20 protein-coding genes are annotated in these 23,031 nt (G+C 64.3%); 11 read left to right on the top strand and 9 right to left on the bottom strand.

What is annotated here, in order from left to right; translation table 11 throughout:
• Window positions 1–168: 168 nt before the first annotated feature.
• The gene (purB, locus tag O3297_RS19675) at window positions 169–1,548 is read right to left on the bottom strand and encodes an adenylosuccinate lyase (RefSeq protein WP_034778887.1); all 1,380 of its coding nucleotides are present in this window, start codon (window positions 1,546–1,548) and stop codon (window positions 169–171) included.
• A 277-nt stretch (window positions 1,549–1,825) separates the two neighbouring features.
• On the opposite strand from purB, the gene O3297_RS19670 reads away from it, so the two are divergent.
• From O3297_RS19670 to O3297_RS19650, 5 genes are all read left to right on the top strand, one after another.
• Window positions 1,826–2,440: a glutathione S-transferase N-terminal domain-containing protein gene (locus O3297_RS19670; RefSeq protein WP_070281805.1), complete on the top strand. Its 615-nt coding sequence runs from the start codon at window positions 1,826–1,828 to the stop codon at window positions 2,438–2,440.
• Window positions 2,441–2,447: 7 nt separating this feature from the next.
• Window positions 2,448–3,476 carry a LacI family DNA-binding transcriptional regulator gene (locus O3297_RS19665; protein WP_305049526.1) on the top strand — a complete coding sequence of 343 codons (1,029 nt, stop codon included), beginning with the start codon at window positions 2,448–2,450 and terminating at the stop codon, window positions 3,474–3,476.
• 300 nt (window positions 3,477–3,776) lie between these two features.
• Window positions 3,777–6,071 (top strand): TonB-dependent siderophore receptor, encoded by a 2,295-nt coding sequence (locus O3297_RS19660; protein WP_305049525.1) that lies wholly within the window; start codon window positions 3,777–3,779, stop codon window positions 6,069–6,071.
• A 15-nt stretch (window positions 6,072–6,086) separates the two neighbouring features.
• A complete protein-coding gene (locus O3297_RS19655; protein ID WP_305049524.1) occupies window positions 6,087–7,949 on the top strand; it encodes an alpha-amylase family glycosyl hydrolase in 1,863 nt (620 codons plus the stop codon).
• Window positions 7,946–9,274: an MFS transporter gene (locus tag O3297_RS19650; RefSeq protein ID WP_305049523.1), complete on the top strand. Its 1,329-nt coding sequence runs from the start codon at window positions 7,946–7,948 to the stop codon at window positions 9,272–9,274. The genes O3297_RS19655 and O3297_RS19650 overlap by 4 nt, the downstream gene beginning before the upstream one ends.
• 181 nt (window positions 9,275–9,455) lie before the next feature.
• On the opposite strand, the gene bfr is transcribed toward O3297_RS19650, so the two are convergent.
• Window positions 9,456–9,932 carry a bacterioferritin gene (gene bfr / locus O3297_RS19645; RefSeq protein ID WP_034778875.1) on the bottom strand — a complete coding sequence of 159 codons (477 nt, stop codon included), beginning with the start codon at window positions 9,930–9,932 and terminating at the stop codon, window positions 9,456–9,458.
• Window positions 9,933–10,353: 421 nt separating this feature from the next.
• On the opposite strand from bfr, the gene O3297_RS19640 reads away from it, so the two are divergent.
• Window positions 10,354–11,034, top strand: coding sequence for a Fe2+-dependent dioxygenase (locus O3297_RS19640; RefSeq protein WP_305049521.1), 681 nt, complete (start codon window positions 10,354–10,356; stop codon window positions 11,032–11,034).
• Between the two features lie 213 nt (window positions 11,035–11,247).
• On the opposite strand, the gene O3297_RS19635 is transcribed toward O3297_RS19640, so the two are convergent.
• Window positions 11,248–11,949 (bottom strand): energy transducer TonB, encoded by a 702-nt coding sequence (locus O3297_RS19635; protein WP_052139928.1) that lies wholly within the window; start codon window positions 11,947–11,949, stop codon window positions 11,248–11,250.
• Window positions 11,950–11,966: 17 nt separating this feature from the next.
• Window positions 11,967–12,182, bottom strand: a complete 216-nt coding sequence (locus O3297_RS19630; protein ID WP_211548509.1) for a bacterioferritin-associated ferredoxin — start codon at window positions 12,180–12,182, stop codon at window positions 11,967–11,969.
• Window positions 12,183–12,594: 412 nt separating this feature from the next.
• On the opposite strand from O3297_RS19630, the gene O3297_RS19625 reads away from it, so the two are divergent.
• The 4 genes from O3297_RS19625 to O3297_RS19610 all read left to right on the top strand — a co-directional run bounded on the left by O3297_RS19625 (window position 12,595) and on the right by O3297_RS19610 (window position 15,294).
• Window positions 12,595–12,879, top strand: coding sequence for a FeoA family protein (locus tag O3297_RS19625; RefSeq protein ID WP_034778868.1), 285 nt, complete (start codon window positions 12,595–12,597; stop codon window positions 12,877–12,879).
• A gap of 2 nt (window positions 12,880–12,881) precedes the next feature.
• Window positions 12,882–14,783 carry a ferrous iron transporter B gene (locus O3297_RS19620; protein WP_305049519.1) on the top strand — a complete coding sequence of 634 codons (1,902 nt, stop codon included), beginning with the start codon at window positions 12,882–12,884 and terminating at the stop codon, window positions 14,781–14,783.
• 9 nt (window positions 14,784–14,792) lie between these two features.
• Window positions 14,793–15,068 (top strand): hypothetical protein, encoded by a 276-nt coding sequence (locus tag O3297_RS19615; RefSeq protein ID WP_070254735.1) that lies wholly within the window; start codon window positions 14,793–14,795, stop codon window positions 15,066–15,068.
• Between the two features lie 64 nt (window positions 15,069–15,132).
• Window positions 15,133–15,294, top strand: coding sequence for a hypothetical protein (locus O3297_RS19610; protein WP_305049516.1), 162 nt, complete (start codon window positions 15,133–15,135; stop codon window positions 15,292–15,294).
• Between the two features lie 35 nt (window positions 15,295–15,329).
• Here the strand turns inward: O3297_RS19610 and O3297_RS19605 are convergent, their stop codons facing one another.
• On the bottom strand, window positions 15,330–16,250 hold the full coding sequence (locus O3297_RS19605) for an AraC family transcriptional regulator (protein WP_305049515.1): 921 nt from the start codon (window positions 16,248–16,250) through the stop codon (window positions 15,330–15,332).
• Window positions 16,251–16,378: 128 nt separating this feature from the next.
• On the opposite strand from O3297_RS19605, the gene O3297_RS19600 reads away from it, so the two are divergent.
• Complete coding sequence (locus O3297_RS19600) at window positions 16,379–17,368, top strand: oxidoreductase (RefSeq protein WP_305049514.1); 990 nt, start codon at window positions 16,379–16,381, stop codon at window positions 17,366–17,368.
• Between the two features lie 44 nt (window positions 17,369–17,412).
• Here O3297_RS19600 and nagZ read toward each other — a convergent pair whose 3' ends face one another.
• The 4 genes from nagZ to O3297_RS19580 all read right to left on the bottom strand — a co-directional run bounded on the left by nagZ (window position 17,413) and on the right by O3297_RS19580 (window position 22,917).
• Complete coding sequence (gene nagZ, locus O3297_RS19595; protein WP_305049513.1) at window positions 17,413–18,954, bottom strand: beta-N-acetylhexosaminidase; 1,542 nt, start codon at window positions 18,952–18,954, stop codon at window positions 17,413–17,415.
• A 181-nt stretch (window positions 18,955–19,135) separates the two neighbouring features.
• Window positions 19,136–20,746 (bottom strand): FMN-binding glutamate synthase family protein, encoded by a 1,611-nt coding sequence (locus O3297_RS19590; RefSeq protein ID WP_070254731.1) that lies wholly within the window; start codon window positions 20,744–20,746, stop codon window positions 19,136–19,138.
• Between the two features lie 103 nt (window positions 20,747–20,849).
• On the bottom strand, window positions 20,850–21,863 hold the full coding sequence (locus O3297_RS19585) for a M48 family metallopeptidase (protein WP_305049511.1): 1,014 nt from the start codon (window positions 21,861–21,863) through the stop codon (window positions 20,850–20,852).
• Window position 21,864: 1 nt separating this feature from the next.
• Complete coding sequence (locus O3297_RS19580) at window positions 21,865–22,917, bottom strand: YjgN family protein (RefSeq protein WP_230520387.1); 1,053 nt, start codon at window positions 22,915–22,917, stop codon at window positions 21,865–21,867.
• Window positions 22,918–23,031: the final 114 nt, after the last annotated feature.

Genomic DNA, 23,031 nt, shown 5'->3' with positions numbered 1-23,031 from the left:
GTAGTACGTATTAGGACTAATTCGGCCTAATATACCAAAGAAAAGCAATTTACGCTGCGTGCTGGAGATTCTACAAGAAAGATTGCCGGAAAAACCGCGGGGCGGGCAGCATTTGTGTGCTGGCCGCCCCGCGGGAGTGGGATCGCATGATCCCCATGTGGAAACTGCTTAGATGGCTTTGGCCAATTGCGCCGCGATACCGATGTAGTTACCCGGCGTCATGGTCAAGAGCACGTCCTTGGCATCCTGCGGAATGGCCAGGCCATTGACGAAGGTTTGCAGCGCTTCTTTCGAGATGCCCTTGCCGCGCGTCAGCTCTTTCAGCTGCTCGTACGGGTTTTCGATGCCATAGCGGCGCATCACGGTTTGTACGGGCTCGGCCAGCACTTCCCACGTCGCGTCCAGGTCTTGCGCCAGGCGCGCGTGGTTTACTTCCAGCTTGTTCAGGCCGCGCAGGCAGCTGTCATAGGCCAGCAGGGTGTAGCCCAGGCCCACGCCGATGTTGCGCAGCACGGTCGAATCGGTCAGGTCGCGCTGCATGCGCGAGACGGGCAGTTTTTCCGACAGGTGTTTCAGGACGGCGTTGGCCAGGCCCAGGTTGCCTTCCGAGTTTTCGAAGTCGATCGGGTTGACCTTGTGCGGCATGGTCGACGAACCGATTTCGCCCGCTTTCAGTTTTTGCTTGAAGTAGCCCAGCGACACGTACGTCCAGATGTCGCGGTTCAGGTCCAGCAGGATCGTGTTGGCGCGCGCGAAGGCGTCGAACAGTTCAGCCATGTAGTCGTGCGGCTCGATCTGGATGGTGTACGGATTGAAGACCAGGCCCAGGCGCTGTTCGATGACGGCCTTCGAGAATGCCGGCCAGTCGAAGCCGGGGTAGGCCGACAGGTGGGCATTGTAGTTGCCGACGGCGCCATTCATCTTGCCGAGGATTTCCACTTGCTCGATGCGTTTCACGGCGCGCTGCAAGCGGGCCACGACGTTGGCAAATTCCTTGCCCAGGGTGGTCGGGCTGGCCGTCTGGCCGTGCGTGCGCGACAGCATCGGCACGTCGGCGTTGTCGTGCGCGATCTGCGTCAGCTTGGCCACCAGGCCGTTCAATGCCGGCAGCATCACGCCATCGCGGGCGGCTTTCAGCATCATGCCGTGCGAGGTGTTGTTGATGTCTTCCGAGGTGCAGGCGAAATGGATGAATTCCGACGCCGCCACCAGTTCCGGCACGTCCGCCACTTGTTCCTTCAGCCAGTATTCGACAGCCTTCACGTCATGGTTGGTGACCGCTTCGATGGCCTTGATGCGGGCCGCGTCGGCTTCCGAGAAATCGCTCGCCATCTTGTCGAGCAGGGCGTTCGCTTCTGCCGAGAACGGCTTGATTTCAGCGAAACCGGCTTGCGACAGCGCTTGCAGCCAGGAGATTTCCACTTTCACGCGGTGGTGCATGAAACCGGCTTCGGACAGGATCGGGCGCAGCAGATCGGTCTTGCTGGCGTAGCGGCCATCGAGCGGAGACAGGGCCGACAGCGTGGAATACGGAGTAGTAGAAGTCATGAGAGCGGACGCAAGTTAAAGAAACGGTTGGCGTGTGGCGCGCGGGGAGGGCAGGGCTATTGCAATACAGCAACACTGACGGCGCCACAGTAAAGGGCGATTTTACCACCGCTGGCCACTGGCCAGCCGTCCGTCGGCCGCCGGCGCACCGCAATTTGGCCGAATCCGGCCCCGATGCGGCGTGCCTGCCACACACTGGGGGCCGCCGGGCGCGTGCTGCCAAACACCGCTGCCGCCGATGCTATACTGCTTGCTGCTCCTTTACCTTAAAGTACCTATGAAACTGATCGGTTCCCTCGCCAGCCCGTATGTCCGCAAAGCCCGTATCGTGCTGGCGGAAAAAAAGCTCGACTATGTTTTCGAGCTGGAAAACGTGTGGGTGCCGGAAACCCGCATCGCCCAGGCCAATCCGCTGGGCAAAGTGCCCTGCCTGGTGATGGAAGACGGCAGCACCTTGATCGATTCGAAAGTCATCGTCGAATACCTCGACACGCTCACGCCCGTGTGCAAGCTGCTGCCGGCCGGCGGCAATGGTCGCGAGCGGGCCGATATCAAGAATTGGGAAGCGCTGGCCGACGGCATCCTCGACGCGGGCGTGCTGGTGCGCCTGGAGCGCACGCAGCGCCCGCCCGAGCAGCAAAGCGCGGCCTGGATCGCGCGCCAGCTGGAAAAAGTCACCCTGGGCCTGGCGGCGCTGGAAGCACGCCTGGGCGAGAGCGCGTATTGCGCCGGCAAGAACTACACGCTGGCCGACGTGGCCGTGGGCTGCACCCTGGGCTGGCTCAGCTTCCGCTTCCCGGAAATCGACTGGCGCGCGGACCATCCTGCGCTGGCGCGCCTGTTCGACAAACTGTCCGAGCGGCAGTCGTTCAAGGACACCGTGCCGCAGTGAGCGTACGATGACCGGTACCGATTCGAAGGCGCAGCACCGCCTGCAGATGGCCGATATCGCGCGCCTTGCCGGCGTGTCCACGTCCACCGTGTCGCGCGCCCTGAGCGGCAGTTCGCTGGTCAATGAAGAAACGCGCGCGCGCGTCATCGCGCTGGCCCGTTCGCTCAAGTACTCCATCAATATCGGCGCGCAAAACCTGCGCCTGAAACAGAACCGCACGGTGGGCGTGGTGGTGCCGTATGACGCGGCCACGCGCCAGCACCTGTCCGATCCTTTCTTTCTGAGCATGCTGGGCAGCCTGGCCGATGCGCTGACGGAGCAGGGCTTCGACATGCTCATTTCGCGCGTGGATGCGGAAACGCTCGATGCGGCCGCCCAGTCCTTCGATAGCGGCCGTGTGATCGGCATCATCCTGATCGGCCAGTGGCGCCACCATGAACAACTGAACCAGCTGGCCGCGCGCCAGGTGCCCATCGTCGTGTGGGGCGCGCAATTGCCGCAGCAGCTGTATTGCACCGTTGGCGGCGACAACGTCGCCGGCGGCAGGCTGGCCACGGAGCACTTGCTGGCGGCGGGACGCCGTCGCATCGCCTTCTTTGGCGACGCCAAGCTGCCCGAAGTGGCGCAGCGCCACCAGGGCTATGCGCAGGCGCTGGCCGCGCACGGACTGGCGCCCGATCCGCAACTGTACGTGGCCGGCTCCTTCCTGCCGCAGGGCGGCGCGACGGACGTGCAGGAACTGCTGGATCGCCAGCTCCCGTTCGACGCCATCTTTGCCTGCAGCGACTTGCTGGCCATGAGCGCCATCAGCGCCTTGCGCGCGCGCGGCGTGGCCGTGCCGGAACAGGTGGCCGTGGTCGGCTACGACGATATCGAACTGGCCGCGTATTTCCACCCGCCGCTGACCACCGTGCGCCAGCCGATCCGCGCCGCTGGACGCGCGCTGGTGGCCTCGCTGCTGGCGCTGGTTGATGGCGCACCTGCGCCATCCCGGCAATTGCCAACCGAACTGATCGTACGCGCCTCGGGCCGGTAAAGCGCGGTTGCAACCGATTGCAATAATTTCAGAATTTCCCACTATTTTTCATGCTGCACGGCAGCATGAAAAACCCTGATCTTGTATCAGTTCCCGCCTGTTTCCCTCTTCTCTGCCCGTAGCGCTCCCTTAAAAACAACATAAATTCCATGTTGCAGCGCTCGATTGCAATCGATTGCAATAAATTCTTATTCGTTGAATAATGACGTACCGGCTCAGCCAGCGCGCCATGGCATGCGGCGGCCAGAACCCATAACAAGCGGATACCTCGATGTATCGGCATACAACACTGGAGACAAGATGAAGACACGTACTGCTCAACGCGGCTGCATGGCCGCAGCCGTCGCCCTGGCCCTGCTGCAATGGGGCGCCGCCCAGGCCCAATCGGCCGGCGACACCGCCAGCGCCGCCCCCGCCGATGGCCTGAACCTGGAACGCATCGTGGTCACCGGCACCACCGGCGGCACGTCCAAAATGAAATCGAGCAATTCCGTCAGCAGCATGGAACTCGACACCATCCTGCACAACGCGCCGACCAGCGCCGCCGAAGTCCTGCGCTCGGTGCCGGGCTTGCGGGCCGAGTCCTCGGGCGGCGAAGGCAATGCCAACATCACCGTGCGCGGCCTGCCCATTTCCGCCGGCGGCGCGCGCTATGTGCAGATCCAGGAAGACGGCTTGCCGGTGCTGCAGTTCGGCGACTTCAACTTCACCACGCCCGACAGCTTCGTCAAGATCGATTCCACCCTCGACCACCTGGAAGTGGTGCGCGGCGGTTCGGCCTCCACCCTGGCCACCAACTCGCCGGGCGGCATCATCAATTTCATCAGCAAGAATGGCAAGGAGAAGGGCGGCAGCGTGGCGCTCAGCCGGGGCCTGGGCTACGACCAGACGCGCGTGGATTTCGATTACGGCGCGCCGGTTTCCCAGCGCACGCGCTTCTTCATCGGCGGCTCCTGGCGCACGGGCGAAGGCATCCGCCATAGTGGCGTCAACAGCGAAAAGGGCGGCCAGATTCGCGGCAATGTCACGCATGAATTCGACAGCGGTTTCGTGCGCCTGTCGTTCAAGCACCTCGACGACCAGTCGCCCACGGCCTTGCCGGTGCCGGTCAGCGTGCGCAATGGCCGCATCGGGGAAATCGCCGGCATCGACCCGCGCAAGGCCAGTTTCTATTCGCCGTACTGGGTGCCCGACATGGTGCTGAACAAGGATAACCAGCGCGTGGCCACCCGCGTCAACGACGGTCTGCACGTCAAGAGCGACACCGTGGGACTGGAAGCATCGTTCAAGCTGGGACAGGGCTGGAGCGTGAGCGAAAACTTCCGCTACGCCGACAATTCGGGCCGTTTCATCGGCGTCTTCCCGTCGAATAACGGCAGCGACGGCAGCTACGTGTTTGCCAGCGGCCCGAACCGGGGCCAGCCCTACACGGGGCGCGCGTTTTCCGCCGTGGTGTTCAACACCTCGATCGACGATGCCAGCAATACCCTGAGCGATACCAAGCTGGCCAGGACGTTTGTGCTCGACAGCGGCAAGCTGACCACCACGGCCGGCCTGTACCTGTCGCAGCAAAAGCTGGGCCTGACCTGGAATTTCAATGAATACCTGCTGCAGGCCACGGGCGACCAGCCGGCGCTGCTGCAAACGGCGAGCAGCACGCCCGGCTACATCGGCCCGGCCTTCGGCGCCTGCTGTTCGCGCGCCGTCGACATGGAATACCGCACGACGTCGCCCTACGTAAACCTGGCCTGGGAAAGCGGCGCGCTGAACCTCGACGGCGGCTTGCGGCGCGACCGCCAGCACGCCAGTGGCACGGCCAACCAGGCCACCGGCGCGCAAGCCTATCTGCCGTCGACGGTGCAGCAGGTCGACTACACCCTGGGCCATACCTCGTACTCGCTGGGCGCGAACTACAAGCTGCAAGCCAACCTGGCCGTGTTTGCCCGCGTCAGCGAAGGCGTGGCCTTCAATGCCGACCGCATCCTGTTCGGCACGCCCCTGGATGGCAGCGTGCCGGTGGCGATCAACACCGTGCGCCAGCTCGAAGGCGGCGTGAAATGGCGGCGGGGACCTCTGAGCACCTTCGTCACCGTGTTCCAGGCCAAGACGAAGGAAAGCAATTACGAGGCGACGACGCAGCTGCGCACGGCCAACAGCTATGAAGCGAAGGGCGTGGAACTGGAAGCGGCCTACAGCGCCGGCGACTTCCGCATCAATGGCGGATTGACGTTCACGGATGCCGAGATCACGGGCACGGCCGCGGCCGACGTGGCGCTGATCGGCAATACGCCGCGGCGCCAGGCGCGTGTCGTGTACCAGCTCGCGCCCACCTATGAATGGGGGCCTGCCACCTTGGGCGCCAGCCTGGTCGGCACGGGCAAGTCGTGGGGCGATGATGCGCACACGATCACCTTGCCCGCCTACCAGGTGCTCAACGCCTTCGTCAATTACCAGCTTACGCCGCAGATGCAGGTGGCGCTGACGGCGAACAATCTGCTCAACAAGATCGGCTATACGGAAGTCGAGGGCGATGGCCACGCGGCCCGCTCGATCACGGGGCGCGCCGTCAAGGTCAGCCTGAAATACGCATTTTAAGCAAGGATAGGATTCATGATGTCGATACGTAGCCCCCTGGCGCGCCTGCTGGCGCCGCTCCCCTCGCACTTGCGCGACGATGCGGCGCGCCGCTATGCGCGACAGGAGGCGGTCCTGCTCGACCGCCTGGGCAGCCTGTATGGCCAGCGGCCTGACTTCCTGCCCTGGCTGGGCGACCTGATGGAAAGTGTGGGACGGCTGTACGCGGCGCGCGCGCCGGCGCTGCTGCGGCAGGATGCGCAGCGCGAAGCGCAGCCGGACTGGTTTGCCAGCCAGTCCATGCTGGGCTACAGCGCCTACGTGCAGCGCTTCGGCGGCAGCCTGCAGGGCGTGGCCGCGCGCATTGCCCATCTGCGCGAGCTGGGCGTGACGTATCTGCATTTGCTGCCGTTTTTGCGGCCGCGTGCCGGCGAAAGCGATGGCGGCTTTGCCGTCGCCAGCTTCGAGGAAGTCGACCCTGCGCTGGGCAGCAATGCCGACTTGCTGGCGTTGACGGCGCAGCTGCGCGCGGCCGGCATCAGCCTGTGCTCGGACCTCATCCTCAACCATGTGGCCGACGACCATGCGTGGGCGCTGGGCGCCAAGGCGGGCGATCCGCTGCTGCGCGATTTTTTCCACACTTATCCCGACCGCGTGCAGCCGGACCGTTACGAGCGCACCGTTGGCCAGGTCTTCCCGCAGGCGGCACCGGGCAATTTCACCTTCGTGCCGGAGCTCCAGCGCTGGGTCTGGACCACGTTTTATCCCTATCAGTGGGACTTGAACTACGCCAATCAGGCCGTCTTCGCGGCCATGGCCGGCGCCATGCTGGGCCTGGCCAACAAGGGCATCGAGGTGTTCCGCCTCGACTCGACGGCCTTCCTGTGGAAGCGCGAAGGCACGGATTGCATGAACCAGCCCGAAGCCCACAGCCTGCTGCAAGCCTTGCGCGCCATCGCCGCCATCGTCGCGCCTGGCGTGCTGCTCAAGGCCGAAGCCATCGTGCCCACCCCCAAGCTGCCCGCCTACTTTGGCAGCGATAGCGCGCCCGAATGCCATATCGCTTATCACAGCAGCCTGATGGCCGCCGGCTGGGGCGCGCTGGCGGAGGAAAGCACGGACTTGCTGCAGCAGGTTATCGCCGCCACGCCGCCGCTGCCGCCGGCCGCAAGCTGGCTCAGTTATGTGCGCTGCCACGACGACATCGGCTGGAACGTGCTGCTCAATGAAGCGGGCGCGGACGGGCCGGCGCGCCTGGCGCGCATTGCGCAGTTCTTTGCCGGTGCTGCCGGCAGCTATGCGCGCGGCGCCGCCTTCCAGAGCAGCAGCGCCGACAAGGCGCATGGCAGCAACGGCATGGCCGCCTCGCTGGCCGGCCTGCAAAGCGTCACCACCGTGCAGGAGCAGGAATACGCGTTGCGGCGCCTGCTGCTGCTGCATGGCTTGGCATTGAGCTTTGGCGCCTTGCCGGTGCTGTACATGGGCGATGAACTGGGCATGACCAACGACGACAGCTACACGCAGCGCGCCGACCGGGCGATGGACAGCCGCTGGCTGCAGCGTCCCGCGTTCGACGACAGCTTGCTGGCATGGCGCCACGATGGCGTGAGCGCCAGCGGCCGGCTGTACCTGGCGCTGCGCCAGCTGATCGACGCGCGCGGGCGCTTGCCGGCATTGGCCGCCGCTGCGCCGCGCAGCGTGCTGCCCGCCGACACGCCGGCCGTGCTGGCGCTGCTGCGCGGCGACGCGTTTCTCAACCTGAGCAATTTCAGCGGCGCCAGCCAGCGTTTTACCTTGCCCGCGGGCGAGTGGCGCAACAGCCTCGATGGCAGCGTGCTGGCCGGCACCGTGGGCCTGCAGCCATGGCATATGCTGTGGCTGGAAAGGGAGCCAGCATGAGCGACGCCACCGCGCACCGTCCGCATTTGTCGTTCTGGCAGATCGTCAACATGAATGTCGGTTTTTTCGGCATCCAGTTCAGCTTTGGTCTGCAGCAAAGCAGCATGAGCCCCATCTACAAATACCTGGGTGCCGACGAAGCGAGCCTGCCGTACCTGTGGCTGGCCGGTCCCATGACGGGGCTGCTCGTGCAACCGCTGATCGGCGCCATGAGCGACCGCACGGTGACGCGCTGGGGCCGCCGCACGCCGTACTTCCTGATCGGCGCCATCCTGTGCAGCCTGGGCCTGCTGGCCATGCCGTTCAGTCCCACCCTGTGGATGGCCGCCAGCCTGCTGTGGATACTCGACGCGGCCAACAATGTGACGATGGAGCCGTACCGCGCCTTTGTCAGCGACAAGCTCGACAAGAAGCAGCACTCGCTGGGTTTTCTCACGCAAAGCGCGTTTACGGGACTGGGGCAAACGCTGGCCTACCTGACGCCGTCGCTGCTGGTCATGCTGGGCATGAACAAGGATGCCGTCAATGGCAGCCATATCCCGCACATCGTCATCGCCGCCTTCCTGATCGGCGCCGTCTTTTCCCTCGCCTCGGTGCTGTGGACCCTGAAGACGACGCCGGAAAACCCCCTCACGGCGGCCGAGCTGGCGGCCATCCGCAGCCGCCCGCTGGGCTGGCGCCACACGCTGGCCGATATCGGCGCGGCCCTGCGCGACATGCCGCCGACGATGAAGCAGCTGGCCATCGTCAACCTGTTCCAGTGGTACGCCATGTTCTGCTACTGGCAGTACATTGCGCTGTCGCTGGCGGCGACCCTGTTTCACACGACGGATCCGGCGTCGCAAGGCTTTCGCGACGCGGGCCTGTTGAACGGGCAGGTGGGCGCCTTCTATAATTTCGTCGCCTTTGTCGCTGCCTTTGCGCTGGTGCCGTTCACGCGCCGCTTCGGCCCCAAGCGCATGCACAGCCTGTGCCTGTGCGCGGCCGGCGTGGGCATGCTGAGCATCCCGCTGATCCATAGCCCGGCGCTGCTGTTGCTGCCCATGCTGGGCGTGGGCCTGGCCTGGGCCAGCATCATGGGCAATCCCTACATCATGCTGGCCGGCTGCATTCCGCCCGAGCGCACGGGCGTCTACATGGGCATCTTCAACATGTTCATCGTCATCCCGATGATCATCCAGATCTTCACCCTGCCCCTGTATTACCGCAGCTGGCTGGGCGGCAATCCGGAGAACGTCATCCGGCTGGCCGGCGCCCTGTTGCTGTGCGCGGCGGTGGCGGTGCTGTTCGTCAAGTTGCGCCCGCCGCAGGCCACAAAGACTTGAGGACACACGTAAAAAAACCGGCTCTGCCGGTTTTTCTTGTTCCGCCAACGATGTTACGACACCTGACAAAACCGTAGCGAGCGGAAGGAAGAGGTGGCCGAGAAGCGCAACCGTACTCTAGTACGGTGAGCATCGCAGGCCGCCTATGCCGACGCGCAGTAGGTTTTGGCAGGTGTCCTCATTACTCTTCAACAGCCATCTGACTTTGCAGGTAATTCTGGATGCCGATCTTGGCGATCAGGTCGATCTGCGTTTCCAGCCAGTCGATATGCTCTTCCGTGTCTTCCAGGATCATCAGGAACAGGTCGCGCGAGACGTAGTCGCCCGCTTTTTCGCTGATGGCGATGCCTTCCTTGACGGTGGCGTGCGCGGCGCGTTCCAGCTTCAAGTCGCATTCCAGCATTTCCGGCGTGTTCTCGCCGATCAGCAGCTTGTGCAGCGCTTGCAGGTTCGGCAGGCCGTCGAGCATCAGGATGCGGTCGATCAGCTTGTCGGCGTGTTTCATTTCGCCGATCGATTCTTCGTATTCTTTCTTGCCCAGCTTTTCCAGGCCCCAGTGCTTGTACATGCGCGCATGCAGGAAGTACTGGTTGATGGCCGACAGTTCGTTGGTGAGCTGTGCGTTGAGCATGCGGATGACTTCTTTATCGCCCTTCATGGGATTTCCTTTGTTCTGTAGTGCGTTCGATGATGAAACCGGAGGCTGCTGGCGTTCACTGCCGGGTGGCTCGGGCTGCCTGGTGGCGCGCAGGTTGCCGGTTTCGCTATGCCCGCATGATAGCGCAAAATATGGGCGATTTCGGGCGGTAAACGGCATTTTTCCGTCTTTTTAACGTAAATATCGTGCGAATAAAACCCATTCTCAAATGGATTGCCACATTTTTCCGTTTTTTATTTGTTAAGGAAAATGAAGGCCATTCTCATTCGCGTTCCCGGTGCTGTTTTGCTGCCGCTGGCGCGCGCGCATGGCCGCGCTGAAAAGGCGGGAAATGTTGCTCCGTTCTTGCTTTTGTGTCTTCTTGGCCGCTGCCGGCGATGCGATAATCAGGCAGCGATGTTTACTGAAAAAGGATAGCAAGATGATGCTGCATATACCCGGCGTGCTGACGCCGGAACAGGTCACGCATTTTCGCCAGCGCCTGGCGCAGACGGACTGGGTCGACGGGCGCGCCAGCGTCGGGGCGCAAGGCGCGCAAGTCAAGCGCAACCGGCAGCTGGCCGAGGGTTCGCCGCTGGCGCTGGAACTGGGCGAGATCGTCAGCCGCGCGCTGATGGCCAATCCGCTGTTCTTTGCCGCCGTGCTGCCGCTGCGCATCCTGCCGCCATTCTTCAACAGCTATGCGGGTGGCGAGCACTATGGCCTGCATATCGACGGCGCCATCCGCACGCCGAAGAGCGGCATGCAGTCGATGCGCGCCGACGTCTCGTCGACCGTCTTCCTGAGCGAACCGGACGAGTACGAAGGCGGCGAGCTGGTGGTGGTCGATGCGTATGGCACGCACGAAGTGAAACTGCCGGCCGGCGACGTGATCGTGTATCCGTCGAGCAGCGTGCATCAGGTGCTGCCCGTCACCAGCGGTGAGCGCATCTGCTCCTTCCTGTGGACGCAAAGCATGGTGCGCGAGGACTGGAAGCGCAGCATGCTGTTCGAGCTCGATCAGAATATCCAGAGCGTGCGCGCAGAGCACGGCGATTCACCGGCGACGGTGGGCTTGACGGGGCATTATCATAATTTGCTCAGGATGTGGGCGGAGATGTAAAAAGGGTCAGTCGCTGCGCGAGCGGAATGGACCCCATTGGGGCCCATTCCCCCCTCGGGTCTGATCCCCAAAAAAAAGTCTGCCTGGCCCGGGGATGTAGGCTGGCAGACTGAAACAAGCAAATCGCTTGACTAAAAACAGGGCGCAAAAAAGCAAGCAGGGCACGTGGTGCGGTGCTTGCGGGCTGGCAGCGGCGCAAGGGCCGCCGGAAGGCTAGCTCAGTTGGAAGGTCAGCGGTACTAGAACGTAGACAGGTACGGGCTTGCCGTTTTCGATCATCGGCTTGAACAGCGCGCGCTGGGCGGCCTGGCGGCCCGCTTCATCGAGGTTGTTGTAGCCGGTCGATTTCTGGATCAGGATTTGCTCGGGCAAGCCCTTTTCATTGATCAGGATGCGCAGCACCACGGTGCCGCTTTCACCCAGGCGGCGCGACAGATTCGGGTAGATCAGTTGCGGTGCCTTGATGTATTCGACGCTGCTGACGGTACGCGGCGTTGACGGCGCTGGTGGCGTCGGCGACGGTGTCGATGGCGCTGTCGGCGCGGCGGTGGCAACGGGTGCCGCTTCGGCGCGCGTCGGCTGCGGCGGCGTGATCGTCGGCTCGCTCGGTGCCACGGCGATCAGCGGCAGCGGCGGGATCACGGCGCGCGGCACGGGAGCGCTCAATTCCACGGTTTTCGGTACGGATGGCGCCGGCGGCTTGGGCGGCGCCGGCGGGGCGATGATGCTGATGGTGGTGATGGTCGGCATGGCCGCCGTGACGACTTTGCTCAGCAAGCCGCTCTGGATCGCGTAGAACCCGGCCAGATGCAGGACGACGATGGCCATCAGCGGCGCGAATTTGTTGCGCTTCTTGTCGAAGTCGGCAAATTGCTGCACGGCCTGCACCGTTACGGGCGGGGGCATCATCGTCATGGCGTTTATCGCTTTCTTTAGTTTGTCAGTACAGCTCGCATCAATACGGTTTCTTGCAGCGTCACCGTGGCGTTCAGGTGATCGTTCAGCACTTCCCGCGCGCAGGTGTGGCATTTGCCGCAGCAGGTGGCCACGCCCAAGTCGCGGCGCAGTTCGGCCATGCTGGACAGGCCAAGATCGACGGCTTGACGGATTTCACGATCAGATATGTTGTTGCAGACACATACAATCATTGATACACCTTCTGGCTGGAGGATGAACAGACACTAGTGCTAGGAAGCATTGTTGCTAGTGTTTTAATGAGAATCATTATCATTACGTTTCATTGTCGCGCAAAGTGGGGGACAATGCAAGCGATTTTGATCAAGTGTGCGGCACTTGGCAGCCTGGCGCCGCAGCTTGATATGCGATTCGCGCACATGACGCAGCCCTTGATGGGGGCGGCTCTCCGGGCTAAATAAAAACTATTCGCATTCATGTTTATAATGCTGGTATTGTCTCGGACGGTTGCCGTCTGGACAGATGGAATGGCCGCTTGTCGGTAATGCGCAACAGTGGCGTTTTACCTCACAAACCTGGAACCAGCGCAAGGCGCCCCGCGCCGCAGCCGGTATCAGGTGTTCTTAATTTGAACGGAATTTGCTCATGACTCTAGTTCCACCCATGATGACGCTCGATGCGCTGGCAGTCGGCCAGAGCGGCACGGTGTTGCATATCACGCCCCACACGGCAGGACAGACGGAGGACGGCGTCGACCTGCCCCGTCGCCTGATGGAGCTGGGATTCGTTCCCGGCGAACGCATCCGCATGCTCAAGCGCGGCATTCCCGGTGGCGATCCGCTGGCCATCAAGGTGGGCAATGCCACGTTCGCACTGCGTCGCTTCGAAGCGGCGCTGATTACGATTCAACCGCTGCTTCAACCGGAATGACCATGGGTGCTGTCGAAACTATCGTGGATGCGGGCGTGCACAAGCCGCCGCATCAGCCACAAATTGCCTTGCTGGGCAATCCGAACTGCGGCAAGACGGCCCTGTTCAACCGTTTGACGGGCGCGCGCCAGAAAGTGGCGAACTACGCCGGCGTGACCATCGAGCGCAAGGAAGGCCATTTCACCTCGCCAGCCGGCAAACCCGTGCGCGTGCTCGATCTACCGGGCGCCTACAGCCTGTCCGCCACCACGCCCGATGAAGCCATCACGCGCGACGTGGTGGGCGGCCTGCGCCGCGGCGACCCGCGTCCGGACGCCATCATCTGCGTCGTCGACGCCACCAATCTGCGCCTGAACCTGCGCCTGGTGCTGGAAGTCAAGCGCCTGGGCCTGCCCATGCTGCTGGCGCTGAACATGACGGACGTGGCGCGCAAGCGCGGCATGCTGATCGACACGGTGAAACTGTCGCAGGAACTGGGCATGCCCGTGGTGGAAACCGTGGCGGTGCAGCACGATGGCGAAAAAGCCTTGCTGAACGCCATCGATGCCATGCTGCCGCTGCCGGTCGTGGAAGCGAAACCGCTGGCGGCCATCGATGCCGTCACCGTCGAAGAAACCCAGCGCGAAGTACGCCGCATCCTGGCCGCCGTCAGCAATGACACGAGCGACAAGGGCAACCTGACGGAAAAGATCGACGACGTGGTGCTGCATCCCATCGTCGGCCCCATCATCCTGGCCGTGCTGATGTTCCTGATCTTCCAGGCCGTGTTTGCCTGGGCCGCCACGCCGATGGAAATGATCACCGATGGCGTGGGCCACTTGGGCGCCGTGCTGACGGCGAACATGCCCGATGGCCACCTGAAAAGCTTGCTGGTGGAAGGCATCATCGGCGGCGTCGGCAGCGTGCTGGTGTTCCTGCCGCAGATTCTGATCCTGTTCTTCTTCATCCTGGCGCTGGAAGACTGCGGCTATCTGCCGCGCGCGGCGTTCCTGCTGGACCGCCTGATGGGCGGCGTAGGCCTGTCCGGCCGCGCCTTCATCCCGTTGCTGTCGAGCTTTGCCTGCGCCATCCCTGGCGTGATGGCGGCGCGCACCATCCAGAACCCGCGCGACCGTCTGGTCACCATCATGATCGCGCCGCTGATGACGTGTTCGGCGCGCCTGCCCGTGTATGCGCTGATCATCGCCGCCTTCATCCCGGAACGCCAGGTATGGGGCTACCTGAGCCTGCAAGGCCTGGTGCTGTTTGTCCTGTACTTCGCCGGCATCATCTCGGCCATGGCCGTGGCCTGGGTCATGAAGCGCGGCATGGGCGTGCGCGGCAACCAGCCGCTGATGCTGGAACTGCCGGCCTATCACTGGCCGCATTTGCGCAACCTGGCCGTCAGCCTGTGGGAGCGCGCGAAGATCTTCCTGACGCGCGTCGGTACCATCATCCTGAGCCTGATGATCATCCTGTGGTTCCTCAGTACCTTCCCCGGCCCGCCGGACAATGCCATCCACCCGCCGATCTACTACAGCCTGGCCGGCATCCTGGGCCGCGGCCTGGAAGTGATCTTCGCGCCCATCGGTTTCAACTGGCAGATCTGCATCGCGCTGGTGCCGGGCATGGCGGCGCGCGAAGTGGCCGTCGGCGCCCTGGGCACCGTGTACGCGCTGTCGCAAACGGGCGACGCGCTGGCGACCACGCTGGAACCGCTGATCGCCCATTCGTGGTCGATGGCGACCGCGCTGTCCTTGCTGGCCTGGTATGTGTTTGCGCCGCAGTGCCTGTCGACCCTCTCCGTGGTGAAGCGCGAGACGGGCGGCTGGCGCTATCCGCTGCTGATGGCCGGCTACATGTTCGCCCTGGCGTATGCCGCCTCGTTCATCACATACCGCGTCGCCCTGTCGCTGGGCGCTTAGGAGAAAACCATGTGGCAAACCCTCATCGTCGCCCTGATCGTCGCAGCCGCGCTGCTGCATTTTTCGACCAAGTACCTGCCGGCGGGCGTGCGCCGCGCCATCGTGCGTGGCCTCGTGCGCTGCGGCCTCGATGAGGCGAAGCTGTCGACCTTCTTCAAGGTGGCGCCCGGCTGCGGCAGCGGCTGCGGTTCCTGCGGCTCCTGCGACAGCCCGCCGCCGCCGTCCGCCACGCCGCCGGCCGACGGCAGCAGCAAGCGCGTGATCCTGATGCAGGTGCAGCGCTAATTTCAGTGTAGCCATGGGCGCGCCCGTGGGCTACACTGGGCTTTCCGCATGGCAAGGAGTGGCAATGGCGATACTGTTGATCTTCATGTTTTTGTTTGCGGTCGCCACCTGGCTGCTGGCCAGCCGGCGCGGCCGCCACGGGGGACTGTGGTTCGGCATCGGCCTGTTTCTCGGACCGTTTGCCCTGCTGGCGGTGGCGGCCTTGCCGCCCGTGACGGCGCGCTGACCTTGTATTATTAAAACCCGCAAGCGCGGGTTTTTTTACGCCTGCGCGCCCGCATGGCGCAGCCGGTACTGGCGCGGCGAGCAGGCCATGACGCGCTTGAAGGCGTGGCTGAAGGCGCTGTCGGAATCGTAGCCCAGCGCCTGCGCGATCACGGTGACGGGCGCGCCGCTGTCCTTCAGGCGCCGCGTGGCCAGGCGCATGCGCCAGCGCAGCAGGTAGTCGAGCGGCGTCACGCCCACCCGCGTCTTGAAGTGCAAGGCAAAGGCGGAGCGCGACTGCCCCGCGACGGCGGCCAGCTGCGGCAAGGTCCAGCGCCGCGCCGGTTGCGCGTGCATGGCCTCGATGGCGGCGCGCAGCCGTGGATCGGCCAGCGCGAACAGCCAGCCCACCGGGTGCGAGGCCTGGGCTTCAAGATACTGGCGCAGCATTTGCAGCAGCATCATGTGGCCAAGGTGGCGCGTCATCAGCGCCGCGCCGGGCGCCGTCGCCTGCAGTTCCTGCGCCAGCCGTTGCAAGGCCCAGTGCAGCACGCTGGCCTGGTCCGTATCGCCGCGCACGTGCAGCAGCGGCGGCAGGCAGTCGAGCAGGATGGCCGCTTCGTCGCCAAAGTGGAAGCGTCCGCCGATGAGGAAGAAATCGTGCTGCGGCGCGCCGTGGCGGGCCACGCCCTGCTGCGTGTGCCGGTACACGTCCAGCGCTGGCGCGGCCGGCAAGCCGGGCGTGCTGGCCAGGGTGAACGCGCGTCCCGGCGTCAGCAGGAAGCAGTCGCCCGTCTGCAGCGGCACGGGCGCGTCGATGCCCGCGACCGTCAGCCAGCAAGCGCCTTCGATCACGGCGTTGAACTTGATGCCGTCCGGCGGCGGAAAGTCGATGGCCCACTCGCCGCCCGCCTTCAGGCCGGCAAAGTAGGAGCTGCGCGTATCAAACAGCGAGAGTACATCGGAGAGCAAATCCATGGTGGCGGCAATTCTGGACGATAGCGACAGTATTGAAGATTTTACGCCATTCACCGTCCAGAACGGCTCGCGCAAAATAAGCATGTCGCCAGCCATCCCGCGCTGGCCACCCACATGCAGAGGCAGACATGATATACGGCGATCACAGGCAAATTCCCCTTCATTCCGGCTTCGGCGCGGCCACGACCGCCAGCGAGGTGCTGGCCGGCCGCGACCTGTCCGGCGTGCAGGCCATCGTCACGGGCGGCGCGTCGGGCCTGGGGCTGGAAACGGTGCGCGTACTGGCTGGCGCCGGCGCCAGGGTGCTGGTGCCGGCGCGCGACCAGCATCAGGCGCAAGCGGCCCTGGCCGGCATGGCCGGCGTGGAGGTCGCGGCGCTCGACCTGCTCGCTCCGCAATCGATCGACGCATTCGCGGCCGCCTTCCTTGCCACCGGCCGGGCCCTGCATCTGCTGGTGAACGGCGCCGGCATCATGGCCACGCCCTTGCTGCGCGATGCGCGCGGCTACGAGGCGCAGTTCGCGACGAATCACCTGGGGCATTTCCAGTTGACGGCGCGCCTGTGGCCCGTCTTGCGGCAGGCGCAGGGCGCGCGCGTGGTGTGCGTCTCGTCGCTGGGACACCGGCAGGCGGGCGTCGACCTGGATGACCCGCATTTCCTGCGCCAGCCTTACGACAAATGGCGCGCGTATGCGCAGTCGAAAAGCGCCAATGCGCTGTTTGCCGTGGAGCTGGACCGTCGCGGCGCGGCGCACGGCGTGCGTGCCTATTCGCTGCATCCGGGCGCCATCCTGACGCCGCTGGTGCGCCACCTGGACGTCGACGACTTGCGCCGCGTGGGTGCGCTCGATGAGGATGGCAAGGTGAATCCGCCGCCGCAGTCGGGTTTCAAGAATGTGGCGCAGGGAGCGGCCACCACCGTCTGGTGCGCCACCAGCGCGCAGCTTGAGGGCATCGGCGGCGTGTATTGCGAGGATGGCGATATCGCCCCCTTGGTGGAGGACGACAGCATGGGGCCGGGCGTGCGGCGCTGGGCCATCGATCCCGGGCAGGCGCGCCGGCTATGGACGCTGAGCGAACAGATGACGGGCGTGCGCTTCGATTGCGACGCGGCATAAAAAATGCCGGGCAAGGCCCGGCATGTGCAGGAGGGGGCGTGGCGTTACGCCTTGCCCGCCAGCTTGTCCACCACGGGCACCAGCGCGGCCGGGCGGCAGCCGAAGGCGGCCAGGCGGCCTTGCGCGTGTGGCGCCAGGTCCAGGTCGTAGGGCAGGCGGCCCGCCACCAGCCACAGTTTATCCTGCGGCAGGGCCTCGACCAGGCGCCGCTGGCCGCCGACGAACATGGCGTTATACGTTTGCAGCACGATCTGCTGCGCGCCTTGCGCGAAGGCGATGGCCTCGTTGACTTCGTCGTCCAGCGCCTCGGCCGACAAGGCGTACTCGCGCACGTCCAGGCCCGCTTCCAGCAGCGCCGGCAGCATCGAGCTGCGTGCTTCCTTGTTGCGGCCCAGCGCCACTTCGTCGATTTCGCTGCGCGAGCGCACTTCCACGGTCAGCAGGGTCACGGGCAGGCTGGCGTCGAGCGGGCGGTAGTCGCCCTGCACGCGCAATGCCGCTTTTTGCAGCAGCTGCGACAGGGCCATGGCGGCCGGCTGCATCAGCGCCGGTGGCGTGACGGGGCGGGTGCGCCAGTCGCGCACGGCGCGGTTGCGCTTGAGTTCAGCCACGCGGGCACAAGCCGCGTCGATGCGGGAGAGCGCGATGTCGCCGCGCTCCACGGCGGCGATGACGGCGTCGATGGCGGCCGTCTGCTGCGCTTCGCGGTGCGAGATGAGGACGATGTCGGCGCCTGCCTGCAGGGTGGCGATGGCGCCCTGGGCGATGCCGATGCCGTCGGCGATGGCCGCCATTTCCAGGCAGTCGGTGATGACGACGCCCTTGTAGCCCATTTCACCGCGCAGCAGGTCCGTCAGCACGCCTTTCGACAGGGTCGCTGGTACGCTGGTATCGGCTTCGAAGGCGGGGAAGACCACGTGCGCCGTCATGATGGCGTCGACGCCGCCGGCAATGGCCGCGCGGAACGGCGCCAGTTCCACGGCGCGCAGGCGTTCCTTGTCGTGCGGGACCAGGGCCATGGCGTAGTGCGTATCGATGGCCGTGTCGCCGTGGCCGGGGAAGTGCTTGGCGGTGACGGCCACGCCGCTGGCGCGCTGGCCGCGCATGGCCGCCATGCCGTAGTCGATGACGGTGGCGGCATCCTCGCCATACGCGCGCACGCCGATGACGGGGTTGTTGCGGTTGTTGTTTACGTCCAGCACAGGGGCGAGCAGCATGTTGATGCCCACCTGGCGCATTTCATCGCCGCTGATCTGGTTCATGCGTTCGCAGTCGTCGATGGAGCCGGCCGCCTGGAAAGCCATCGCGGCGGGAATCGGCGTGACGCCCTGCTCGATGCGCATGACCATGCCGCCTTCCTGGTCGATGGAGATCAGCAGCGGAATGTCGGACACTTCCGCATTGATCTCCTGCAGCTCGCGGCACAGGGCGGACACTTGCGCGGGCGTGTGCACGTTGCGGCGGAACAGGATCACGCCGCCCACCTTCTTGCCGCGTATCAAGGTCTTGATATGCTCGTCCGCCTGCAGGGCGTCGAAACCCACCATGAACAACTGTCCTACTTTCTCGCGCAAACCCTGCTCCATGCTGCAACTCCTCCGGTATGTATTGTGACGACGGCATACGTATTCTGGCACCGTGGTGGCGCATCGTGGCGGTCACCGGACAAGCTGCCTTGGTTTTGTACTTGTTTTGGTATTGTATTGGATTTGGGTTTTTGCGCAAGTGGTTATTAAGTGGTATTGCTCCACTTGCGCAATGCCGGCTTTAATCCAGGCGCTGGAACGATGCCGATTGCGCCATGGGCCAGTACAGGCCGAATACGGGCGGCAGTTGCGGCAGCTGGCTCGGGTCGAGCAGCTGGCCCGCTTCCAGGAAGGGCAGCAGGGCCGACGCCAGTTTCACCTGGTTCGGCGAGATGCGGCGCACCAGGTGGTGCGGACGCAGTTCCTGCGGATGCGCGAGGCCGGCGGCGGCGATCAGTTCGGCCAGCGCCTTCATGGTGTTCTGGTGGAAGTGCGCCACGCGGGCGATCTTGTCGGATACCACCAGCGCGCGCTGGCGCTGCGGGTCTTGCGTGGCCACGCCCGTCGGGCAGCGGTCCGTATGGCAGCTTTGCGACTGGATGCAGCCCAGTGCGAACATGAAGCCGCGCGCCGAATTGCACCAGTCGGCGCCCAGCGCCAGCAGGCGGGCGATGTCGAAGGCCGTGATGATCTTGCCTGAGCAGCCGATCTTGATCCGCTCGCGCAGGTTGGCGCCCACCAGGGTGTTATGCACGAGCACCAGCGCTTCCTGCAGCGGCGTGCCCACGTGGTCCGTGAATTCCAGGGGCGCCGCGCCCGTGCCCCCTTCGCTGCCGTCGACGACGATGAAGTCGGGCGTGATGCCCGTTTCCAGCATGGCTTTGACGATGGCGAAAAATTCCCACGGGTGGCCGATGGCCAGCTTGAAGCCCGTCGGCTTGCCGCCGGAGAGCGTGCGCAGGCGGTCGATGAAGTGCAGCATTTCCAGCGGCGTGGAAAAGGCGCTGTGCGCGGCCGGCGAGACGCAGTCTTCGCCCACCATCACGCCGCGCGTGGTGGCGATCTCGATGGTCACTTTCGGCCCGGGCAGCACGCCGCCGTGGCCCGGCTTGGCGCCCTGCGACATTTTCAGCTCGATCATTTTCACCTGCTCCGAGCTGGCGTTGGCGATGAAGCGTTCCTCGGAAAATGTGCCGTCCTGGTTGCGGCAGCCGAAGTAGCCGGAGCCGATTTCCCACACCAGGTCGCCGCCGTTTTCGCGGTGATAAGGACTGATGCTGCCTTCGCCCGTGTCGTGCATGAAGCCGCCGCTGCGCGCGCCGCCGTTCAGGGCCAGGATGGCATTGGCCGACAGGGCGCCAAAGCTCATCGCCGAGATATTGAAGACGCTGGCCGAATACGGTTTGGCTCGCGGGCAGTCCGGATGGTTGCCGATCTCGATGCGGAAATCGTGGCCCGTCACCTTGGCGGGGGCGATGGAATGGTTGATCCATTCATAGCCCGCTTCATACACATCGAGCTGAGTGCCGAACGGGCGCTTGTCCGTCTGCTCCTTGGCGCGCTGGTAGACGATGCTGCGCTGGCTGCGCGAGAACGGTGTCGCTTCGCTGTCGCTTTCCAGGAAATACTGGCGGATTTCGGGGCGGATGCTCTCAAAAAAGAAGCGGAAATGGGCGAGGATGGGGTAGTTGCGGCGCAGGGCGCGCTTGGTTTGCAGCAGGTCGCTGATGCCGACCAGGGTCAGCGCACCGGCCAGCACGGGCAGCCAGTAATGATCGTAGTAAAACAGGGACAGGACAAAGATGGCTGCCGTCGCAATGAAGGTCAGGTAGCGAAATGGTACTAGGTGCATGGGCACTCCGGGGAAGTCAGACTGATAACTGATGAGTCTACCTTCGATTCACGGAACGTGCTGGTGGGAAAGAACGCGGCGCCCGGTGGACGCCGCGTGAGGATCACCGCTGTGCGGCGCGGATGCGCTCGACCCGTTCAGTGCTGGCCGGATGGCTCGACAGGTACGGCGTGCCGTGGTCCAGCTTGCCCAGGGCGACAAATACTTGCGCCAGGTGTTCCAGCGGAATGCCGTTCTGGCGCAGCATGGCGATCGCATAGTCGTCCGCGTCGCGTTCGACATCGCGCGAATACTTCAAGTCCAGCAGCAGCGGCGGCAGGGTGGCCACCACCGTCGAGACGTCGCCGAACAGCAGCGCCGCGCCGGCGCCCACGGCCGAGGTCTGGATGATGCGCCGCGTCAGGTGGCGCTGCTGCAGGTGCCCCAGCTCGTGCGCCAGCACGCCCATGATGGCCTGGTCGTCCGGCAGCAGTTCGATCATCTCGTCCGTCAGCACGATGTCGCCGGACGGCAGGGCAAACGCGTTCGGGCCGATCTTGCTCTTGCGAAACACGATGCGGTGCGCGGGCGTGCTGTCGCCGGGCGTGGCCAGGCGCGCGAACTGGGCCCGCAACGCTTGCTGGCGCGCGCCATCGAGCTGGCTGGGCGCGAAGACATGGCGGTCCAGCATATCGAGCACGCCCTGGCCCAACTGCCGTTCGACCGACTGCGGCAGGGTATACGCGATGCCCTTGGCCGCCAGCGGCAGCAGGTATTGATAGCTGAGCCACAGGGCCACGATGGTCGCCACGGTGGCCAGCAGGGCGCCGCGCCAGCTTTGCTGCAGCCGCACCACCCAGCCATCGCGGTGGCCCGTGTCGTGCAGCAGGCTGTTGAAGGCCGCCTGGTCGGCGATTTCCAGGTAGGCACCATCGGCAAAACTGACCTTGCGCACGGCGTGGCTGCTGCGTTCGGACACGTGCAGTTCGCCCAGCGGGCAGCTGCGCTCGATGTCGCCGGCCAGCACGGCCTGGCCATCACGCACGCTGAGCGTGACGTGGTACAGGCGCGAGGTCTGGCCGTCGAAATAGCGCGCGGGCACGGGGGCCGCGCCCGGCGCGTCGTGATCGAGCGTCATGCTACAGCGACAGGTCGAAGTCCAGCAGGTCGACCATGCCTTCGCCCGTGGCCGACACTTGCTGGCCCGTGGCGGCGACAAACTCGTCCAGGCTGCCGTGTACCAGCATGGAGGTCGCTTCCAGGCGGTATTTCAGCCAGCGCACATGGGCGAATGGCGTAAACAGGCCCAGGGTGACGACGATGCCCAGCAGGTTGCTCAGCATGACGAAAGTGGTGCGGCCCCATGTCAGCTGCGACTGGAACTGGTGCTGCTGCAAGCGCGTATGGTTCCAGATCAGGTTCTGGATCATGGTCAGGAACAGCGGCAGCACGGTGAATGCCCACAGGTACAAGGCGCCGATGGCAAACAGCAGGCTGCCAACCTTGGTCTTGTCATTCGCATTGGCCGCAAACGAGGCGAACACGCTGCCGAAGACGACGAAAATCAGCACCAGCAAGCCGCCCAGCAGCAGCGCAAAGAACAGCAAGTAGGTTTTGTAGAAGCTGCCGACCGTGGCGTCAAAGCTGAAATGGGTGGCGCCGAAACGGCTTTGCGTGTGCTGGAAGCGCTTCAGGCGCTGGTGCAGGAAAGGCGTCATCAGGCCGCCCGTGAAGGTATTCAGGATGGGCAGCCACAGGAAGTACTTGTAGGCTTCCCTGGCGCTGCCGCCAAAGCCGAAGCGGATGCCGCGGTAGCTGGTGTTGTACAGCTTGAATTGCAGGCTTTTCCAGACCAGCCAGGGCAGGATGGCGGCCAGCAGCACGAACATCAGCAAGCCGACGACGGGCGAGACCTGGAAGGCGATGTTGTAGCCGGCGATCAGCACCACGGCGGCGATGCGGCCTTTCAGGATGGCCACGGCGTTGCCATGGTATTCGAAGCTGCCGCCCGCCAGGTGGGTGCTGGAATAGAAATAGCGGTTGCGGCGCACCTTGGCCCAGGCGGAATAAATGCCCAGGGTGACGATGCTCAGCAGCAGGTTGACGATCCAGATACGGAAGTATTCGCTGCCGGTGGCGCTGAAGGTGATGGCTTCTTGTCGGGGAGGAGTGTTGTTTGCGTCGAAATCCACAGGGGTTTCCTTACTTATTGGAAACAAAACAAGATAAGGGAATATTGAAAAGTTATCAATTGAAAATACTGTTTTTCGCAATTTTTTCGTCGCTCCGCTTGTGCCGACCCGATC

The sequence above is a fragment of the Janthinobacterium sp. SUN128 genome (genome assembly GCF_030587275.1).
GTDB classification, from domain to species: Bacteria; Pseudomonadota; Gammaproteobacteria; order Burkholderiales; family Burkholderiaceae_D; genus Janthinobacterium; species Janthinobacterium lividum.
The sequence above is the reverse complement of the archived record's forward strand: the minus strand, read 5'-3'. Positions and strand labels throughout refer to the sequence as shown.

Coding starts and splice junctions, on each gene's coding strand:
- O3297_RS19635 (WP_052139928.1), bottom strand. CDS start 11,949: ATGACGATGATGCCCCCGCCCGTAACGGTGCAGGCCGTGCAGCAATTT.
- O3297_RS19650 (WP_305049523.1), top strand. CDS start 7,946: ATGAGCGACGCCACCGCGCACCGTCCGCATTTGTCGTTCTGGCAGATC.
- O3297_RS19640 (WP_305049521.1), top strand. CDS start 10,354: ATGATGCTGCATATACCCGGCGTGCTGACGCCGGAACAGGTCACGCAT.
- O3297_RS19625 (WP_034778868.1), top strand. CDS start 12,595: ATGACTCTAGTTCCACCCATGATGACGCTCGATGCGCTGGCAGTCGGC.
- O3297_RS19630 (WP_211548509.1), bottom strand. CDS start 12,182: ATGATTGTATGTGTCTGCAACAACATATCTGATCGTGAAATCCGTCAA.
- O3297_RS19585 (WP_305049511.1), bottom strand. CDS start 21,863: ATGACGCTCGATCACGACGCGCCGGGCGCGGCCCCCGTGCCCGCGCGC.
- O3297_RS19600 (WP_305049514.1), top strand. CDS start 16,379: ATGATATACGGCGATCACAGGCAAATTCCCCTTCATTCCGGCTTCGGC.
- O3297_RS19670 (WP_070281805.1), top strand. CDS start 1,826: ATGAAACTGATCGGTTCCCTCGCCAGCCCGTATGTCCGCAAAGCCCGT.
- O3297_RS19605 (WP_305049515.1), bottom strand. CDS start 16,250: ATGGATTTGCTCTCCGATGTACTCTCGCTGTTTGATACGCGCAGCTCC.
- bfr (WP_034778875.1), bottom strand. CDS start 9,932: ATGAAGGGCGATAAAGAAGTCATCCGCATGCTCAACGCACAGCTCACC.
- nagZ (WP_305049513.1), bottom strand. CDS start 18,954: ATGGAGCAGGGTTTGCGCGAGAAAGTAGGACAGTTGTTCATGGTGGGT.
- O3297_RS19665 (WP_305049526.1), top strand. CDS start 2,448: ATGACCGGTACCGATTCGAAGGCGCAGCACCGCCTGCAGATGGCCGAT.
- O3297_RS19615 (WP_070254735.1), top strand. CDS start 14,793: ATGTGGCAAACCCTCATCGTCGCCCTGATCGTCGCAGCCGCGCTGCTG.
- O3297_RS19590 (WP_070254731.1), bottom strand. CDS start 20,746: ATGCACCTAGTACCATTTCGCTACCTGACCTTCATTGCGACGGCAGCC.
- O3297_RS19655 (WP_305049524.1), top strand. CDS start 6,087: ATGATGTCGATACGTAGCCCCCTGGCGCGCCTGCTGGCGCCGCTCCCC.
- O3297_RS19610 (WP_305049516.1), top strand. CDS start 15,133: ATGGCGATACTGTTGATCTTCATGTTTTTGTTTGCGGTCGCCACCTGG.
- purB (WP_034778887.1), bottom strand. CDS start 1,548: ATGACTTCTACTACTCCGTATTCCACGCTGTCGGCCCTGTCTCCGCTC.
- O3297_RS19620 (WP_305049519.1), top strand. CDS start 12,882: ATGGGTGCTGTCGAAACTATCGTGGATGCGGGCGTGCACAAGCCGCCG.
- O3297_RS19660 (WP_305049525.1), top strand. CDS start 3,777: ATGAAGACACGTACTGCTCAACGCGGCTGCATGGCCGCAGCCGTCGCC.